The organism is Nocardioides sp. (genome assembly GCF_035703625.1).
Lineage (GTDB): Bacteria > Actinomycetota > Actinomycetes > Propionibacteriales > Nocardioidaceae > Nocardioides.
Genome location: NZ_DASSXS010000330.1, coordinates 1 through 18,918 on the forward strand (window position 1 = coordinate 1; position 18,918 = coordinate 18,918).

Genomic DNA, 18,918 nt, shown 5'->3' on the forward strand with positions numbered 1-18,918 from the left:
CCACAGCCTGCGCAGCGAGTACTGCCTCAAGGTCACCGGCACCGTCTCCCTCCGCCCCGAGGGCAACGCGAACCCGAACCTGCCCAGCGGAGAGATCGAGGTCATCGCCGACGACGTCGAGGTGCTCAGCGCCAGCGCCGCGCTGCCCTTCCCGATCGACGAGCACGTGGACGTGGGGGAGGAGGCACGGCTGCGGCACCGCTACCTCGACCTGAGGCGGAGCGGGCCCCGGGAGGCACTGCGGCTGCGAAGCCGCGTCAACCGGGCCGCCCGTGAGGTGCTGGACCGTCACGGCTTCGTGGAGATCGAGACCCCCACCCTCACCCGCTCGACGCCGGAAGGGGCCCGCGACTTCCTGGTCCCGGCCCGGCTCCAGCCCGGGAGCTGGTACGCACTCCCGCAGAGCCCGCAGCTGTTCAAGCAGCTGCTGATGGTCGCCGGGATGGAGCGGTACTACCAGATCGCGCGCTGCTACCGGGACGAGGACTTCCGGGCGGACCGGCAGCCGGAGTTCACCCAGCTCGACGTCGAGATGAGCTTCGTCGACCAGGACGACGTGCTCGCCCTGTCGGAGGAGGTCCTCGTCGCCCTCTGGTCGCTGGTCGGTGTGGAGCTGGCGACGCCGTTCCCGCGCATCACCTACGCCGAGTCCATGGCCCGCTACGGCACCGACAAGCCGGACCTGCGCATGGGACTGGAGCTGGTCGAGTGCACGGAGTTCTTCAAGGACACTCCCTTCCGGGTGTTCCAGGCGCCGTACGTCGGCGCCGTGGTCATGCCCGGCGGTGCCTCGCAGCCCCGCAAGCAGCTCGACGCCTGGCAGGAGTGGGCCAAGCAGCGTGGCGCTCGCGGGCTGGCCTACGTCCTCGTCCAGGAGGACGGCGAGCTCGGTGGACCGGTCGCCAAGAACCTCAGCGACGACGAGCGCGCGGGCATCGTGGCCCACGTCGGAGCCCAGCCGGGGGACTGCATCTTCTTCGCCGCCGGACCGGTCAAGGCCAGCCGCGCGCTGCTCGGCGCCGCACGGCTGGAGATCGGCCGCCGGGGCGGGCTCATCGACGAGGAAGCGTGGGAGTTCGTCTGGGTGGTCGACGCTCCTCTGTTCGAGCCGTCCGGCGACGCGACCGCCGCGGGAGACGTCGCGGTCGGGAGTGGCGCCTGGACCGCCGTGCACCACGCCTTCACCTCGCCTCAGGACCTCGACGCGTTCGACTCCGACCCCGGCAGTGCGCTGGCCTGGGCCTACGACATCGTCTGCAACGGCAACGAGATCGGCGGCGGGTCGATCCGTATCCACCGGGAGGACGTGCAGAAGCGGGTCTTCGAGGTCATGGGCCTGGGGGCGGACGAGGCGCAGGAGAAGTTCGGCTTCCTGCTCGATGCCTTCAAGTACGGCGCGCCGCCTCATGGCGGGATCGCGTTCGGCTGGGACCGCATCGTGGCCCTGCTCGCCGGAACCGAGTCGATCCGGGACGTCATCGCCTTCCCCAAGTCCGGAGGCGGGTTCGACCCGCTCACCGCGGCGCCCGCGCCCATCACCGTCGAGCAGCGCAAGGAGGCCGGAGTCGACGCGCGGCCGGCCGGCGGCAGAGCCATCCTCTGAGACCAGATCGTTACGCTCAGGTGATCGTCCGTGCGGTCCCTGTCACATAGAGTCACCTCTCGGCGCACACAGGCAGGCGCGGGGAACACCGTGCCTTGAAGCGAATGGGGTGAGCATGTCGGCATACGCCGGGCCCGAAGCAGAAGGGCGCACGAGCGATGGACCGCCACTGTCTGACCAACCACCCACCGCCGCCAAGGAGATCGCCGGCAAGTCGCCGATGCGGATCGCGTTCGGCCGCCTGGTCCGCGACAAGATCGCTGTTGCCTGTGCCTTCGTCACCCTCGCCTTCATCCTCGTCGCGATGTTCGCGGGCACCATCTGCAACATCTTCAACGTCAGCACCGAGACCGTGCTGGCCAGCCAGTACCTCGACGTGCTCGGCGGCGGTCTTCCCAAGCCCGAGTACGGCCCACCCAACGGCGGGTTCACCATCGAGCACCCGTTCGGGATCGCCCCCCGCACCGCCAACGACAACCTCGCCTGGTGGGTCTACGGCTGCCGCACCTCCCTGTCGATCGCGGGCCTGGCCACGGTGATCGCCGCGGTCACCGGCGTCGTGGTCGGACTGACGGCCGGGTTCCTGGGCGGCATCGTCGACCGCATCCTCTCGTTCATCACCGACGTGTTCCTCACCGTCCCGTTCCTGCTGGCCGCGCTGACCATCGCTCCGATCGTCAACGAGCGGTTCCGGGAGAGCGAGAACTACGGGGAGGTCCAGTTCTGGACACTCATCGCCGTCCTCGCGGTCTTCGGCTGGATGCCGATCGCCAGGCTGATCCGGGGTGAGGTCCTCTCGCTGCGCGAGCGGGAGTTCATCCAGTCGGCACGGGTGCTCGGCATGCCGACCGGTCGGATCCTCCTCCGAGAGCTGCTGCCCAACCTGGCCGCCCCGATCGTGGTGGCGGTCTCGCTGATGCTGCCGGCGTTCGTGACGCTCGAGGCCGGTCTGGCCTTCCTCGGGATCGGCGTCACGGAGAAGCCCTCCTGGGGCCAGACGATCACGCTGGCCGTCGACTTCTTCGAGACCTACCCGCTCTACCTCTACGAGCCCCTGCTCGGTGTGGTGCTGCTGGTGCTGGCCCTCAACCTCCTCGGCGACGCGGTTCGCGACGCCCTCGACCCCAAGACCCGTCGCTGACGGGTCCCACAGACGTCGCCGCGAGCCTCCTCGGGGCGCGAACACAGAAAAGAAAGGCTGGACAATGAGACGGAGCAAGCCACTGGCGGTAGTCGCCGGTGTCGCGATGTTCGCGCTCGCCGCGTGTGGCGGCGGGGGCGGAACAGAGACTGGCAGCGGCGGTCAGTCGCGCGAGTTCGGCGCGGCCGACGAGATCACCAAGAACCCCGACCTGCAGGCGCCCGCGGCCGAGATCGAGGGAGCCACCAAGGGCGGGACCATCACGGTCCACCTGCCAGGTGACCCCGGTCCGACCGACCTGGACCCGACCAACGGCTGGTCGGTGACCGGAAACTCGATCCAGCAGGCGCTGACGAGCCGGTCCCTGACCCAGTACGCCAAGAACCCCGAGACCGGCGCGATGGAGCTCGTTCCCGACCTCGCCACCGACCTCGGCACGCCCAACGAGGACTTCACGGAGTGGACCTTCACCATCCGCGACGACGCGACGTGGGAGAACGGCGAGACCATCACGCCTGAAGAGGTCGCGTGGGGCATCTGCCGGTCGATGGACTCGACCGAGTTCCCCTCCGGCCCGGGCACCGAGTACTCGCAGCAGTTCCTCTTCGGCGCTGGCGACTACAAGGGTCCCTACTCCGAGAACGACCCCAACTGCGAGAAGTGGGGCGGCACCGAGGTCAACGGCCAGGACGTCACCATCAAGATGGCCAAGCCGTTCCCCGACATGGACTGGTGGGGCGCCTTCATGGCGATGGGTCCCGCTCCGCTGGGCACGGCAAGCAACCCGCCGGACTACGGCCAGAACATCCTGTCGAACGGTCCCTACAAGGTGGAGAGCTTCCGTTCCGGCGAGGAGCTCGTGCTGGTGAAGAACGACCAGTGGAACCCCGAGTCGGACCCGGCACGGCACCAGTACGCCGACAAGTTCATCTTCAAGTTCAACGCCGACCAGGCCAAGGTCGACCAGATCATGCTCAGCGACAACACCGCGTCGCAGACCACCGTGTCGACCCAGGCAGGCTCCACCAACTACGAGCGCATCAACAGCGAGCTCGGTGACCGCCTGGTCCAGCAGACCTCGCAGTGCACCAGCTTCTGGGCGCCCGACTACCAGGAGATCAGCGACATCAACGTCCGCAAGGCGCTCGCGTGGGCCTACCCCTACGAGGACGTCTGGCTGGCTCAAGGTGAGGTCCCGGGCGTGACCCGGGTCCCGGCGAACTCCGTGATGCCCCCGGGCATGGCGGGCAAGCACGACTACTTCGCCGACGGCGAGCAGTTCACGTACAACCCGGACAAGGCCAAGGCGCTGCTGGCCGAAGCCGGCTACGAGGACAAGCCGTACCCGATCAAGATGATCTACTACGAAGTCGACCCGCTCGCGGTTGCTGCCCAGAAGCAGATCGTGAAGGGCCTGGAGGAGTCTGGCTTCGAGGTCAACGACGTCGCGGTCAGCGATGACCCGTACACCATCTGGACCAACCCGGATGACAAGCTGAACAAGACGCTCAACCTGCGTGGCGTCAACTGGTGCTCGGACTGGCCCTCGGGTCTGACGATGATCCCGCCGCTGCTGCGCACGGGTGCCACCTACAACACCGAGCAGTTCTCCGAGCCGTCGATCGACGACGAGATGGACGCCATCACCGAGCTGCCTCTCGACGAGCAGGCGGACGCGTGGGGCGCCCTGGACGAGAAGATCGGGACCGAGTACTTCCCGATCATCCCGACCGCGTTCCGGAACGACCTGTTCGTGTTCGGCTCGAAGGTCGGTAACCCGGCCGGTGACGGCGCCATCGGCGCCCCTTACTACAAGGGGCTCTTCGTCTCCGAGTGATCGGAGCGTGGCTGATCGCCTGACGCACAACTAGGGTGGGGGCTCCCGGTCAATCCGGGGGCCCCCGCCTCAGGCCGCTCGGCGGTCTTTCAACCTGGGAGAGGGATCGGATGTTCGCCTACATCGTCAAGCGGCTGCTTGCCGGGGTCGTCGTCCTGGCGCTGGTGTCGGCTGGGATCTTCCTGCTGTTCTGGTTCGGCCCCGAGAGCCCGGCCCGCCCGATCTGCGACCAGCAGACCAGCAACCGGTGCAGCCCCGAGCGGCTCAAGGTCTACGAGGAGCGGCTCGGCTACAACAACCCCGTCTACGTCGAGTACGGCAAGTGGGTCAAGGGCATCTTCGTCGGACGCGAGATCCAGCTCGGCACGCAGCCGCGTCACTGCGAGGCGCCGTGCCTGGGCATCTCCTCCCGTACCAACAACTTCGTCTCGGACGAGATGGTCGAGCGCCTGCCCGCCACTCTCTCCGTCGCCCTCGGTGGCGCCTTCTTCTACCTGCTCTTCGGCGTCCCCATCGGGGTCGCGGCCGCGCGAAGACGCGGCAGCGTGGCCGACAAGGCCCTCGTCGCGAGCTTCCTGACCCTCAGCTCCATCCCCTACTACCTCTTCGCACTGCTCACGTGGCTCTACCTGACAGTGATCTTCGAGGTTCCGTTCTTCAGCAACACGGGCTATCACCCGTTCACCGACAATCCGGTGTCATGGTTCACGGGCCTGTTCCTGGCCTGGATGGCGCTCGGGGTGTTCGGGTGCACGCAGTACACCCGGTACACCCGCGGGGCGATGGTCGAAGCGCTGAACGAGGACTACATCCGGACGGCCAAGGCCAAGGGCCTCCCGCCCCGGACCGTTGTCTACCGACACGGCCTGCGGGCCGCCCTGGTGCCGGTGGTCACCATCTTCGGCATCGACTTCGCCACCCTGCTGGCGGGCACCATCTTCACCGAGCGGATCTTCGAGATCGACGGCATCGGCTTCTGGAGCCTCGAGGCGGTCCGGGCGCGCGACCTCGCCGTGGTGTCGGCCACCGCCTTGTTCGGCGCCACGATGCTCATCGTCGCCAACCTGATCGTCGACCTGCTCTACAGCGTTCTTGACCCGAGAGTGAGGCTCACGTGACCGACGACCGCAGGGATGAGAAGCGTCAGGTCAAGGACACCTCCGGCGACGACGCGTTCCTCGTGGTGGAGGACCTCACCGTACGGTTCCCCACCGAGGACGGGCTGCTGACCGCCGTCCATGACCTCAGCTACGAGGTCAAGATGGGGGAGACGCTCGGCATCGTGGGGGAGTCCGGTTCCGGCAAGTCCGTCTCCAGCCTGGCAGTGCTCGGGCTCCACGACCCGAAGTCCAGCCGGATCAGCGGATCCATCCGTGTCGGTGGTACCGAGGTGATCGGGCTGTCGGAGGCGCGCATGCGCAAGCTGCGCGGCAACGCGGTGTCGATGATCTTCCAGGACGCGCTGGCGGCGCTGCACCCGTTCTACAAGATCGGCGGGCAGCTGGCCGAGGCCTACCTGGTCCACCACCCCAATGCGACCAAGCGTGATGCGAGGCGCAAGGCCATCGAGATGCTCGATCGGGTCGGCATCCCGCAGCCCGACCGTCGCGTGGACGACTTCCCCCACCAGTTCTCGGGCGGTATGCGGCAGCGCGCCATGATCGCCATGGGCCTGATCAACGACCCGTCCCTGCTCATCGCGGACGAGCCGACGACCGCCCTGGACGTGACCGTCCAGGCCCAGATCCTGGACCTGCTGCAGGACCTTCAGCGCGAGTTCAACTCGGCGGTCATCATCATCACCCACGACCTCGGCGTCATCGCGGAGATGGCCGACGACGTCCTGGTGATGTACGCCGGACGCGCGGTCGAGTACGGCCCCTGCAAGGAGATCCTCACCCACCCGGAGATGCCCTACACCTGGGGTCTGCTCTCCAGCGTTCCCGAGGTCGGCGCCGACACCGACGCCCGGCTCATCCCCATCCCCGGCAACCCGCCGAGCCTGTTGAACCCCCCGACGGGTTGTTCCTTCCACCCACGCTGCGCCCACATGGACAAGGTGCCCGGTAGCCTGTGCTCGACGGAGCTGCCCGCGCTCACGCCCGGCAGCCGCGGTGGTGGCCACCTCAAGCGTTGCCACCTCGCCGACCCCGACCGGGTCTACGAGGCCGAGGTGCTGCCTGAGATCGCCCCCGAGCTGGTCGAGGAGAACTGATGTCCGACCTGAATGTTGACCGGGCAGACGCCTCCTCTGACCAGCCCGTCCCGGGCGCGGGTGAAGCCGCGCCGGTGGAGGACCAGCAGGTCGCGACCTTCGCGGAGCTCGCGCAGCAAGGGCACACAGCCACCGAGCTCGACGTCACCGCGCCGCCGGTGCTCGAGGTCGAGAACCTCAAGATGTACTTCCCGGTGAAGTCGTCGGGTCTCATCCGCCGCACGATCGGACACGTCCAGGCCGTCGACGGCATCAGCTTCCAGGTGCCGAAGGGTGGCTCGCTCGGCCTCGTGGGTGAGTCGGGATGTGGCAAGTCCACGACCGGCCGCCTGATCACCCGCCTCTACAACCCCACCGCCGGCTCCATGCTGTTCGGCGACCACGACCTGGCCCAGCTCTCGGCCCGCCAGATGAAGCCTCTGCGCAAGAACGTGCAGATGATCTTCCAGGACCCCTACACCTCGCTGAACCCGCGCCACACGGTGGGATCGATCGTGGGCGCGCCGCTCGCGATCCACAACGTCGTGCCCAAGAACAAGATCCTCCCGAGGGTCCAGGAGCTGCTCCAGGTCGTGGGCCTGAACCCCGAGCACTACAACCGGTACCCCAACGAGTTCTCCGGCGGCCAGCGCCAGCGGATCGGCATCGCCCGCGCCCTGACCCTCAACCCCCGGCTGCTCGTCGCCGACGAGCCCGTCTCGGCCCTCGACGTCTCGATCCAGGCCCAGGTGATCAACCTTCTGCAGGACCTGCAGAAGGAGTTCGAGATCGCCTTCCTCTTCATCGCCCACGACCTCGCGGTCGTGCGCCACTTCTGCCCAGAGGTGGCGGTGATGTACCTCGGCAAGATCGTCGAGATCGCCGACCGGGAGACGATCTACGGCCACGCGCACCACCCCTACACCCAGGCGCTGCTCTCGGCCGTCCCCGACGTCAAGCAGGCCGCGATCGGGGGTCGCCGCGAGCGGATCCGCCTGGAGGGCGACGTACCCAGCCCGATCAACCCGCCGTCAGGCTGCCGGTTCCGCACCCGCTGCTCGCTCGCCCAGGAGATCTGCGCCAAGGTCGAGCCGCCGCTGCTGCAGATCGGGAAGCGGCACAAGGTCGCCTGCCACTTCGCCGGCGAGCTCGGCAACCACCCGAACACGCCGGTGACCGCCAACCTGCTCGGCGTCGACCACCAGGGCGCGCCGAGTGCCGGTCAGTCGCCGACGGAGCTCACCGTGGGCCCCGGGTACGAGGACGAGTGGTACGACGTCAAGCAACAGAGGATGGTGCGAGCCTGACCATCGCCGGTCACCTACTGTGACGGGTGTGGAGGGGCTCTTCGACGCGGTGCCGAGCGGCCGGGCCGCCGGCGGCGGCTCGCTGTCGACGGCCCCGCACGCATCGGCGCCCCTCGCCGTGCGGATGCGTCCCCGGGCGCTCGAGGAGCTGGTGGGCCAGCAGCAGCTGCGCGCGGAGGGCGCTCCGCTCCACCAGCTGATCGAGGGCGACCGGTCGATGTCGCTGCTGCTCTGGGGTCCGCCGGGAACGGGCAAGACGACGATTGCCGCCATCGTCAGCCAGCAGACCAACCGACGGTTCGTGGAGGTCTCCGCCGTCGCCGCCGGGGTCAAGGAGGTGCGGGCCGCGATCGACGCGGCCCGGGGCGAGCTCGTCGCCGGAGGGCGCGAGACGGTGCTGTTCGTCGACGAGGTGCACCGGTTCTCCAAGGCTCAGCAGGACGCGTTGCTGCCCGGTGTCGAGAACCGGTGGGTCACCCTGGTCGCCGCCACCACGGAGAACCCGTTCTTCTCGGTGATCTCGCCCCTCCTGTCGCGCAGTCTCCTGCTGAGGCTGGAGCCGCTGACCGACGACGACGTGCGCACCGTCCTCGAGCAGGCCCTGGCCGACGAGCGCGGCCTGGGCGGATCGATCGGCCTCGACGAGGATGCCCGGGAGCACCTGGTGCGGCTGGCCGGTGGCGACGCTCGACGCTCACTGACCTACCTGGAGGCAGCGGCAGCAGCGGCCACCTCCAGGGGAGCGGACTCGATCGACCTGGCGACGGCGGAGACCGCCGTCGACCAGGCGGCCGTCCGCTACGACCGTCAGGGTGACCAGCACTATGACGTGACCAGTGCCTTCATCAAGTCGATCCGTGGTTCCGACGCCGATGCCGCCGTGCACTACCTGGCCCGGATGATCGAGGCCGGCGAGGACCCGCGCTTCATCGCCCGGCGGTTGGTCATCCTCGCCAGTGAGGACATCGGGCTGGCCGACCCCACCGCCCTCCCGACGGCCGTGGCCGCCGCCCAGGCGGTCCAGCTGATCGGTCTGCCGGAGGCGCGGCTCAACCTCGCCCAGGCGACCATCGCCCTGGCGGTGGCCCCCAAGTCGAACGCCGTGACCCGGGCCATCGACGCGGCCAGTGCCGACGTCCGTGCGGGCAAGATCGGGCCGGTCCCGCCGCACCTGCGCGACGCCCACTACGGAGGGTCGAAGAAGCTGGGGCACGGCAAGGGCTACCGCTACAGCCACGACGAGCCCTATGGCATCGCGGAGCAGCAGTACGCGCCGGACGTGGTCGCCGACGCGACCTACTACGAGCCGACCGCGCTGGGCGCGGAGGCGGCGGTGAAGGAGCGCTGGGAGCGCATCCGACGTCTGATCCGGGGACGCTGACCTCCGCGCTCTACGCGATCGAGCTCGCTGCGAGAGGGCCGACCCGAAGCCACCCGGATGGTTCGTCCACCTTGCCGATTGGCCGAGACCGCGCAGGGCCCCCACTACTCCTGCCGCCCGGTCGCCGAGCGATGGGCGCGGGCGCACTACGGTGTCACCGTGTGGGCCAGGCGAGACCTCGCGGCCTCGGCTGCCATGGCTGTCGTCGCCGGGGTGCTGGGTGCTGGGTTCGTGTGGTGGCACCGACCCGACCCGTCGAGCTGCATCACGCTGGACGACGGCATCCGTGCCTGCATGCCCGTGCACGTTGTCGCTCCGCCACTGTGGCTCTACGCCGCATTCGCGGTCGGCGCCGCGTTCCTGGGCGGCGGGATGACGCTCGCCTGCGCGCTGTTTCGCCGCGCGCGGAGTGACTGACCAGACCTCCGGATCCGGTTTTCGACCACGTGGGTGGACCGCTCCCGACCGCAGACGGTTGGGTGTCGGTATGCAGCAACCCATCGTCTCCCCACGCAAGGCAGCGCCCGGCGACAAGGTGGCCGTGGTGTCACCGTCGTTCGCCGCCCCGGGTTTCGCCCCGGCGGTTCACGAGCAGGCCATGGAGCGCCTCCAGCAGGTGACCGGTCTGGTGCCGGTCGAGTACCCGACCACGCGTCGCCTCGATGCGGCCGCGGTCGACCGGGCCGCCGACCTGAACGCGGCCTTCGGAGATCCGGAGATCCGGGCGGTGCTGGCCACGATCGGGGGAGAGGACCAGATCACGGTGGTCCCACACCTCGACGCCGACCTGGTCCGGAAGGACCCCAAGCCCTTCCTCGGCTACAGCGACAACACCAACCTCCTGAACTGGCTCTGGTGCCACGGGGTCGCCGGATTCCACGGAGGCTCGACCCAGGTCCACCTCGGTCCCGGCCCGGACGTCGACGCCGTGCACGCGCAGTCGTTGCGCGCCGCCCTGCTGACCGGCGAACGCCTGGAGGTCACCGAGCCCGGCGAGTCCGAGGACCTGGGCAAGGACTGGCTCGATCCGGCGGCGCTGAGCGAGTACGGCGACCGCGAGCCGACCGAGCCCTGGGCCTGGTCCGGGCCGGAGGAGTCCGTGACCGGGCGCACCTGGGGCGGCTGCATCGAGGTGGTGCAGTGGATGCTGACGGCCGGCCGCTTCCCGGCCGACCCCTCGGTGGTCGAGGGCGCGGTCCTCCTGCTCGAGAGCTCCGAGGACCTGATCCCGGCCCGGGAGTTCGGGTGGATCCTGCGCTCCCTCGGCGAGCGCGGCTTGCTGGCGGCCGCCGACGCGGTGCTGGTGAGTCGACCGCCCACCTCCAGCATGGAGGTCCGTCCGGACGCCCGTGAGCGTGCGGCGCGGCGGGCGGAGCAACGGGAGGTGGCGCTCGAGACCGTCCACGGCTACAACCCCGGTGCGGTCGTCGTCGTCGGCGTGCCGTTCGGCCACACCCGGCCGCAATGGATCCTGCCCTACGGCGGGTTCGTCACCGTGGACGGAGCCGCTCGGCGACTCTGGGCCGATTACTCCTGAGCCGGGGTTATAGGGTCGGGCAGGTGAGTTCCGAACAGCTGTGGGTGCTGGCAGGCTGCGCCCTCGCGCTGGCACTGCTGGCCCTCGTCCTGCTGGCGCGCAGCGCCGCTGCTCGCGCCGGCCGGGAGCTGGAGGCAGCACGCGCCGAGGCCAGGGCACTGGCCGAGCGACTCGCCGCTGTCGAGGCGTCGGTGGCGCGCGGGAACGCCACGATGAACGACACCGAGAGCTACGTGATCACCCACGTCGGAGACGAGCAACCGGACACAGCCGCCACCCCGGTGCCCGGACGGATCGACGGCAGGCTCTTCGTCGACATCGTCGCCCGGGAGTCGGCCATCAAGGCCGCGGGCCTGGCCCACGGCCTGCGCCGCGCCCTGGCGCCGGAGGTCCGCAACCGGATCCGGTTCGAGATGAAGCGCGAGGTCCAGCGCGCACGCAAGCAGCGACGAGCCGACCTCAAGGTGGCCCTGCGCGAGTTCCGGGCCCGCGAGCGTGCCGACCTCGCAGGCACCGAGGACGGGCGACACGACGAAGGAGACGCCGCCTAGTGAACAGATCCCTCTGGTTCGTGGCCGGGGCGGGTGCGGGCGTCTACGCGATGGTGCGGGGCCGCCGCGCGGCCGAAGCCCTCACCGCCGACGGCCTGCGCGACCGCCTCGGCGGACTCACGGTGGGGATGCGGATGTTCCGCGACGAGGTCGCCGAGGGCCAGGCGGAGCGGGAAACCGAGTTGCGCCACCAGCTCGGGCTCGTGCCTCATGGGCTCGTGCCGAACCGAAGGGCCGAGATCGGCACCGGCAAGCACCGACGAGAGGAAGGCAGCAGCTGATGGACACCGCGGAGATCCGCCGACGGTTCGTCGCGCACTTCGAGAACAGCTCGAAGTGGGGCGGCCACCAGGCGGTGCCCTCGGCCTCGTTGCTCCTCGACGACCCCAACCTGTTGTTCGTCAACGCGGGGATGGTGCCGTTCAAGCCCTACTTCCTCGGCCAGGAGCGCCCGCCGTACGACCGCGCGGTGAGCGTCCAGAAGTGCGTCCGCACGCCCGACATCGAGGACGTCGGGAAGACCACGCGGCACGGCACCTTCTTCGAGATGTGCGGCAACTTCTCCTTTGGCGACTACTTCAAGGAAGGCGCCATCGAGCTCGGCTGGGATCTGGTCACCCGCTCCCGCGACGACGGCGGGTGGGGCTTCGAGGAGAGCCGGCTCTACCCCTCGATCCTCGACGGCGACGACGAGGCGCTGGAGCTCTGGAAGAAGGTCACCGGGCTGCCCGACGACCGGATCATCCGGCTCGGCCCGAAGGAGAACTACTGGTCCATGGGCGTGCCCGGACCAGGTGGCCCGTGCTCGGAGATCCTCTACGACCGCGGCCCGGCCTACGGCCCCGATGGGGACTTCTCCGCCGAGGACCGCTACCTCGAGTTCTGGAACCTCGTCTTCATGCAGGACGAGCTGAGCGCGGTGCGGTCCAAGGAGGACTTCGACATCGCGGGCTCGCTGCCGAAGAAGAACATCGACACGGGCATGGGCCTGGAGCGGGTCGCGTTCCTGACGCAGGGATGCGAGAACATGTACGAGATCGACGTCATGTTCCCGGTCATCGCGAAGGCCCAGGAGCTGACCGGCCGCCGCTACGGCGCGGATCACGACGACGACGTGCGGTTCCGGGTGGTCGCCGACCACGTGCGCAGCTCGATGATGCTCATCGGCGACGGTGTCACCCCCGGCAACGAGAGCCGCGGCTACGTGCTGCGACGCCTGCTGCGCCGCGCCGTCCGCTCGATGCGACTGCTCGGGTACGACGACCCGTCGCTGCCCGAGCTCCTCCCGGTCAGCCGCGACAAGATGGGGGAGACCTACACCGAGCTCCACCGCGACTGGGAGCGGATCTCGAGCGTCGCCTACGCCGAGGAGGAGGCCTTCCGGCAGACCCTGCGTGCGGGGACCGCGATCTTCGACCTCGCGACCACCGAGGTCAAGCAATCCGGGGGGTCCCAGCTCTCAGGGGCCAGGGCCTTCTCGCTCCACGACACCTACGGCTTCCCGATCGACCTGACCCTCGAGATGGCCGGCGAGCAGGGCCTCTCGGTCGACGAGGGGGAGTTCCGCCGGCTGATGTCGGAGCAGCGGGACCGCGCGAAGGCCGATGCGGCGTCCAAGAAGGGCGCCCATCGTGACGCCTCCGCCTACCGCCAGGTCGCCGACTCCCTCGATCGGCCGGTCGAGTTCACCGGCTACTCCGAGATCGTGACCGAGGGCGCCGTTCGCGGGATCGTCTCCGGTGGTGGCGTCGTCCAGTCCGCCCGCGAGGGCGAGGAGGTCGAGCTCGTCCTCGACCGGACCCCGTTCTACGCCGAGGGCGGTGGACAGCTCGCCGACCAGGGCGTCATCGAGCTCGAGAACGGCGCCCGGCTGGAGATCCGCGACGTCCAGTCGCCGGTCACCGGGCTGGTCGTGCACCGCGCGGTGGTGGTCTCCGGCGAGGTCACGGTCGGCGTCGGGGCACACTCCGTGGTCGACGTCGAGCGCCGCAAGTCCATCTCGCGCTCGCACACCGCCACCCACATGGTCCACAAGGCGTTCCGGGAGGCGCTCGGCGACACCGCCACCCAGGCGGGGTCGGAGAACTCACCTGGCCGGTTCCGGTTCGACTTCGCCGCGCTCGGCGCCGTACCCGCCTCGGTGATGACCGACGTCGAGGCCCGGGTCAACGACCTGGTCCTCGCCGACCTCTCCGTCCACGCGGAGATCATGAGTCAGGACGAGGCCGTGAAGTCGGGCGCCATGGCCCTGTTCGGTGAGAAGTACGGCGACGAGGTCCGCGTGATCTCCGTGGGCGACTGGGCCCGCGAGCTGTGCGGGGGAACCCACGCCGGCCGCTCCGGCCAGCTCGGGGTGATCAAGCTGCTGGGCGAGTCGTCCATCGGGTCGGGCGTGCGCCGGGTGGAGGCCCTGGTCGGGGGCGACGCCTACCGGTTCCTGGCGCGTGAGCACGTGCTGGTCGCCCAGCTGTCCGAGGCACTCAAGGTGCGGCCCGAGGAGCTGCCCGAGCGCGTCAACAGCATCGTCGAGAAGCTCCGGGCGGCCGAGAAGGAGATCGAGAAGGTCAGGGTGGCCCAGCTGCTGGCCGGCGGTGCCGCGCTGGCCGCGGAGGCGGACAACGTCGGTGGGGTCCACCTGGTCGCTCACCGGGCCGACGGCGCCGGCGGAGGCGACGTGCGCACGCTGGCGCTCGACGTCCGCGGGCGCCTGCCCGCGGGTGAGGCGGGAGCCGTGGTGATCATCGGCCAGGAGTCCGGCAAGGTCTCGGTCGTCGCCGCGGTCAACGACGCCGCCCGCGGCCGTGGCGTGAGCGCCAACGAGCTGGTGCGCGCCGTCGGCCCGGTGGTCGGCGGCCGCGGCGGGGGCAAGGACGACCTCGCCCAGGGAGGCGGGAGCGACCCCTCGCGGATCGACGAGGCACTGGGCGTGGTGCGCTCCGAGATCGCCCGGATCACGGGCGGCTGATGCGCCACGGCGTACGCCTCGGGATCGACCCCGGGGACGCCCGGATCGGCGTGGCCCGCAGCGACCCGTCCGGGGTGCTGGCGACCCCGGTGGAGACCGTCCGGCGTGGCCGCGGGGACCTGGCCAGGATCGCGGCCCTGGCCGACGAGGAGGGCGCGATCGAGGTGATCGTCGGGCTCCCGCGCTCACTGTCCGGCGGCGAGGGCCCCGCCGCCGCCAAGGTACGTCAGTTCGCGGCCCAGCTGGTGCGGCGGATCGCACCGATCCCGGTGCGGCTGTGCGACGAGCGGATGACCACGATTTCGGCAGAGGCTATGCTCCGCGACCGGGGGCGCAAGGGAGGGAAGCGACGCGCGGTGGTCGACCAAGCCGCGGCCGTGCTCATCCTCCAGCAGGCACTGGACCGTGAGCGCACGACCGGGGATCCGCCCGGAGAGATCGTCGAGGAGACCGATGACTGACGACCCGATCGTCGGGTACGACCACGACCGCCCCGTCGCCGGCCGGAGGCGTCGTCGGCGCAGCCGCCTCCCCGGCTGCCTGGCGGTGCTCGTCTCGCTGGCCGTGGTGCTGGGCGGGGCGTACTTCGTGGCGACGAAGGGCATCGCTGCCATCGAGGACCGGTTCGCCTCCCCTGAGGACTTCTCCGGCCCCGGGCAGGGCTCGGTGCTCTTCGAGGTCGAGGAGGGCGACAGCGTCGCCGCCATGGGGCGCGGACTCAAGGCGCAGGGCGTGGTCGCCTCGGTCGAGGCGTTCACCGAGGCGGCGGCGGGCAATCCCAAGTCCACCAGCATCCAGGTCGGCGCCTACAAGATGAAGAAGCAGATGGCGGCCGAGGACGCCCTCGAGATCCTGGTCGACCCCGGCAACATCCTCAAGAACACGGTCACCATCCCCGAGGGGCTGCGGGTGGAGGACATCATCGCGATCCTCGCCGACCACACCGACTACAAGCCGGAGCAGTTCCAGCAGGTCCTCGACAACCCCGACCAGCTGGGGCTGCCCGACTACGCCCAGGGCAACGCCGAGGGCTACCTGTTCCCCTCCACCTACGACTTCGGCCCGAAGGAGTCGCCGAAGAGCATGCTCACCATGATGGTCGACCGGTGGGAGCAGGCCGCCGCCGAGGCGGACCTGGAGTCCGCTGCCGCCGAGCTCGGCTACACCCCGGGCGAGCTGATGACGGTGGCGAGCCTCGTCGAGTCGGAGGCCGCACGTGACGAGGACCGCGCCAAGGTGGCGCGGGTGATCTACAACCGGCTGGAGGGTGACGAGACCAACGGCCTCCTCCAGATCGACGCGACGGTCAACTACGCGGCCGACCAGGAGCTCGGGGCGGTGCCGACCACCGAGGACCTCGAGATCGACTCGCCGTACAACACCTACCAGAACCCCGGGCTCCCACCGACCCCGATCGAGGCCCCGGGAGACGCCGCGATCGAGGCCGCGGCCCATCCGGCCGAGGGCGGCTGGTACTACTACGTGACGGTGAACCTGCGGACCGGCGAGACCAAGTTCGCCGAGACCTACGACGAGTTCCTCGGGTACAAGGACGAGCTGCAGCAGTACTGCGAGACCGAGTCCCAGGGCGCCTGCTGAGCGCGGCCATGCGGTGCGCCGTCCTGGGTGACCCGATCGCCCACTCCCTCTCTCCCGCGCTGCACCGCGCCGGCTACGCGGCGGTGGGGCTGGACTGGACCTATGACGCCCATCGGGTGGCCGCAGGCGGGCTGCGGGCCTTCGTGGAGGTACTGGACCCGTCGTGGCGGGGCCTGTCGCTGACCATGCCGCTGAAGCGCGAGGGGCTCGAGCTCGCCGCCGAGGCCTCGCCGGTCGCTCGCCTGGCCGGTGCGGCCAACACGCTGCTGATCGTCGGCGACGCCCTGCATGCCGACAACACCGACGTCCCCGGAGCAGTCTCCGCCCTGCGCTCCCGGTACGACGGCCCGGTCACCGGGGGCACCGTCCTGGGCGGCGGAGCGACCGCGGCCTCGATGGCCCTGGCGCTGTGCGAGCTCGGAGCCCGGTCGATCACCCTGCTGGTCCGCTCACCGGGCCGTGCGGCCGACACCCTCGCGGCCCTCGACCGGCACCCCGGCCGACCGCAGGTCACGGTCGGATCGCTGGCCGACGACCCGGTGGTCGGCGACGTGGTGGTGTCGACGCTCCCTCACGAGGCACAGTCCGAGGACCTCGTCGAGCGCTGCACCCGGGTGCCCGTGGTGTTCGACGTGGTCTACGACCCCTGGCCGACCCCGCTGGCGGCGTCCGCGGCAGACCGGCCGCTGGTCACCGGCCACGACCTGCTGCTGCGGCAGGCCGCACTGCAGTTCGAGAGGTTCACCGGGCTCGGCGCGCCGGTGGAGGCCATGCGGGCCGCGTTGCCCCAGCACTGACGAGTCCGCCGGATAGGGTCGCGCCATGCACCTGGACGCGGCCCTCGTGGCGGCCGTGTGCGGCGCAGCCGGGGGCTGGTTCGTCCCCGCCCTCGTCGGCCGGCTCCCGGAGCCGGCGCGTGACCCGGACCCGGAGAAGGCGCCCGAGGAGCGGAAGGAGCCCTACGCGGACATCGCGGCGCTCCCCGGTCTGGCCTGGAAGTCGGCACTCGTCTCCGCCGCCTGCGCGGCGCTCGTCGGTCTGGCGGTGGGACGTGAGTGGGCCCTCGTCGTCCTGGTGCCGCTGGTGCCGGTGTCGGTCGCCCTGGCCGTGATCGACTGGCGGACCCGGCTGCTGCCGACCCGGCTGGTGCTGCCGGCGACCGGGGCCGCCATCCTGCTGGGGCTGCTCGGCTGGGCGGTCACCCGCGATCCCGACGACCTCGTCCGCGCCGCGATCGCCCTGGTGGTGGTCCGGTCGGTCTTCTGGGTGCTGTGGTGGTTCCACTCCGCCGGGATGGGCTTCGGCGACGTCCGGCTGGCCGCCATGCTCGGCTTCGCGCTCGGCCAGCTCGGCTGGGCGGAGGTGGTCGTGGGCGTCTACTCCGGTTTCCTGATCTTCGGGCTCCCGGGCCTGCTGCTCGCGATCGCCAGGCGCGACCGCGCGCTGCTGAGGTCGCCGTTCCCCTTCGGCCCGTTCATGCTCGCGGGCGGGTTGATCGGGATCCTGGTGGGGTCCGTGGTGTGGTCGGGTCTCTTCCCGGCATGGGCCTGAGCGACCGCGACGCAGGGAGTGGGAGACTGACGCCCATGCTGCGCTGGCTCACCGCGGGCGAGTCCCACGGACCGTCACTCGTCGCGATCCTCGAGGGGATGCCGGCGCACGTCGCGGTGACCTCGACCGACATCGTCGACGCGCTCGCCCGTCGCCGCCTCGGCTACGGCCGCGGCGCCCGGATGAAGTTCGAGCAGGACGAGGTCACGCTCATCGGCGGCGTCCGACACGGTCACACCCAGGGCGGACCGATCGCCATCCAGGTGGGCAACACCGAGTGGCCCAAGTGGGAGAAGGTGATGGCGGCCGACCCGGTCGACCCCGCCGAGCTCGAGGCGCTCGCCCGCAACCAGGCGCTCACCCGGCCGCGGCCGGGGCATGCCGACCTCGTGGGCATGCAGAAGTACGACTTCGACGAGGCCAGGCCGGTCCTCGAGCGGGCTTCCGCGCGCGAGACCGCGGCCCGGGTTGCGCTCGGTCGGGTCGCCGCCAACTTCCTCGAGCAGTCGGTGGCGGCGAGGATCGTGTCGCACGTCGTCGAGCTGGGCGGGGTCCCGGCTCCGGCCGGGCTGGTGCCCGGTGCGGACGACGTGGCACGCCTGGACGAGGACCCGGTCCGGTGCCTGGATCCGGACGCGGCCAAGGCGATGGTGGCCGCCATCGACCAGGCCCACAAGGACGGCGACACTCTCGGCGGGGTGGTCGAGGTGGTGGTCCACGGGCTGCCGCCGGGCCTGGGCTCCCACGTGCACTGGGACCGCCGGCTCGACTCGAGGCTGGCCGGAGCGCTGATGGGCATCCAGGCGATCAAGGGTGTCGAGGTCGGCGACGGGTTCGACCTCGCGGCGACGCCGGGCTCGCAGGCCCACGACGAGATCGTGCCCACCGCCGAGGGGATCCGCCGCACCAGCGGCCGGTCCGGGGGCACGGAGGGCGGCATGTCCACCGGGGAGGTCCTGCGGGTCCGGGCCGCGATGAAGCCGATCGCGACCGTGCCCCGGGCGCTGAGGACCGTCGATGTCGCCACCGGTGAGGAGTCCGTCGCCCACCACCAGCGCTCGGACGTCTGTGCCGTGCCGGCTGCCGGCATCGTCGCCGAGGCGATGGTCGCCCTGGTGCTCGCCGACGCCGTCCTGGAGAAGTTCGGCGGCGACTCGGTGCAGGAGACCCGGCGCAACGCCGAGGGCTACCTCGACACCCTGAGGTTCCGCTAGATGACTCACCCCACGGAACCGCTCGCTGCGCTCACGCT

17 protein-coding genes are annotated in these 18,918 nt (G+C 70.3%); all 17 read left to right on the forward strand.

What is annotated here, in order from left to right; translation table 11 throughout:
- Positions 1-1,603: aspartate--tRNA ligase (aspS, locus tag VFN12_RS17270; protein ID WP_325120030.1), on the forward strand; the 1,603-nt coding region annotated here is incomplete at its 5' end.
- A 115-nt stretch (positions 1,604-1,718) separates the two neighbouring features.
- Complete coding sequence (locus VFN12_RS17275; protein ID WP_325120047.1) at positions 1,719-2,744, forward strand: ABC transporter permease; 1,026 nt, start codon at positions 1,719-1,721, stop codon at positions 2,742-2,744.
- A 64-nt stretch (positions 2,745-2,808) separates the two neighbouring features.
- Positions 2,809-4,581 (forward strand): ABC transporter substrate-binding protein, encoded by a 1,773-nt coding sequence (locus VFN12_RS17280; protein ID WP_325120031.1) that lies wholly within the window; start codon positions 2,809-2,811, stop codon positions 4,579-4,581.
- 110 nt (positions 4,582-4,691) lie between these two features.
- The gene (locus VFN12_RS17285) at positions 4,692-5,699 is read left to right on the forward strand and encodes an ABC transporter permease (protein WP_325120032.1); all 1,008 of its coding nucleotides are present in this window, start codon (positions 4,692-4,694) and stop codon (positions 5,697-5,699) included.
- Positions 5,696-6,796 carry an ABC transporter ATP-binding protein gene (locus tag VFN12_RS17290; protein ID WP_325120033.1) on the forward strand — a complete coding sequence of 367 codons (1,101 nt, stop codon included), beginning with the start codon at positions 5,696-5,698 and terminating at the stop codon, positions 6,794-6,796. Before VFN12_RS17285 ends, VFN12_RS17290 begins: the two co-directional genes overlap by 4 nt.
- A gap of 182 nt (positions 6,797-6,978) precedes the next feature.
- Positions 6,979-8,082, forward strand: a complete 1,104-nt coding sequence (locus VFN12_RS17295; protein ID WP_414690063.1) for an ABC transporter ATP-binding protein — start codon at positions 6,979-6,981, stop codon at positions 8,080-8,082.
- Between the two features lie 28 nt (positions 8,083-8,110).
- Positions 8,111-9,463, forward strand: coding sequence for a replication-associated recombination protein A (locus VFN12_RS17300; RefSeq protein WP_325120035.1), 1,353 nt, complete (start codon positions 8,111-8,113; stop codon positions 9,461-9,463).
- 159 nt (positions 9,464-9,622) lie between these two features.
- Complete coding sequence (locus VFN12_RS17305) at positions 9,623-9,880, forward strand: hypothetical protein (RefSeq protein WP_325120036.1); 258 nt, start codon at positions 9,623-9,625, stop codon at positions 9,878-9,880.
- Positions 9,881-9,950: 70 nt separating this feature from the next.
- The gene (locus tag VFN12_RS17310) at positions 9,951-11,000 is read left to right on the forward strand and encodes a S66 peptidase family protein (protein ID WP_325120037.1); all 1,050 of its coding nucleotides are present in this window, start codon (positions 9,951-9,953) and stop codon (positions 10,998-11,000) included.
- A gap of 23 nt (positions 11,001-11,023) precedes the next feature.
- On the forward strand, positions 11,024-11,551 hold the full coding sequence (locus VFN12_RS17315; RefSeq protein ID WP_325120038.1) for a hypothetical protein: 528 nt from the start codon (positions 11,024-11,026) through the stop codon (positions 11,549-11,551).
- Positions 11,551-11,832 (forward strand): DUF6167 family protein, encoded by a 282-nt coding sequence (locus VFN12_RS17320; RefSeq protein WP_325120039.1) that lies wholly within the window; start codon positions 11,551-11,553, stop codon positions 11,830-11,832. The genes VFN12_RS17315 and VFN12_RS17320 overlap by 1 nt, the downstream gene beginning before the upstream one ends.
- On the forward strand, positions 11,832-14,516 hold the full coding sequence (alaS, locus tag VFN12_RS17325; protein WP_325120040.1) for an alanine--tRNA ligase: 2,685 nt from the start codon (positions 11,832-11,834) through the stop codon (positions 14,514-14,516). The genes VFN12_RS17320 and alaS overlap by 1 nt, the downstream gene beginning before the upstream one ends.
- Positions 14,516-14,977 carry a Holliday junction resolvase RuvX gene (ruvX, locus tag VFN12_RS17330; RefSeq protein WP_325120042.1) on the forward strand — a complete coding sequence of 154 codons (462 nt, stop codon included), beginning with the start codon at positions 14,516-14,518 and terminating at the stop codon, positions 14,975-14,977. The genes alaS and ruvX overlap by 1 nt, the downstream gene beginning before the upstream one ends.
- Positions 14,970-16,115, forward strand: coding sequence for an endolytic transglycosylase MltG (mltG, locus tag VFN12_RS17335; RefSeq protein ID WP_325120043.1), 1,146 nt, complete (start codon positions 14,970-14,972; stop codon positions 16,113-16,115). Before ruvX ends, mltG begins: the two co-directional genes overlap by 8 nt.
- Positions 16,116-16,123: 8 nt before the next feature.
- Positions 16,124-16,912, forward strand: a complete 789-nt coding sequence (locus tag VFN12_RS17340) for a shikimate dehydrogenase (protein ID WP_325120044.1) — start codon at positions 16,124-16,126, stop codon at positions 16,910-16,912.
- Between the two features lie 25 nt (positions 16,913-16,937).
- A complete protein-coding gene (locus tag VFN12_RS17345) occupies positions 16,938-17,666 on the forward strand; it encodes an A24 family peptidase (protein WP_325120045.1) in 729 nt (242 codons plus the stop codon).
- Between the two features lie 35 nt (positions 17,667-17,701).
- Positions 17,702-18,880 carry a chorismate synthase gene (gene aroC, locus VFN12_RS17350; RefSeq protein WP_325120046.1) on the forward strand — a complete coding sequence of 393 codons (1,179 nt, stop codon included), beginning with the start codon at positions 17,702-17,704 and terminating at the stop codon, positions 18,878-18,880.
- Positions 18,881-18,918: the final 38 nt, after the last annotated feature.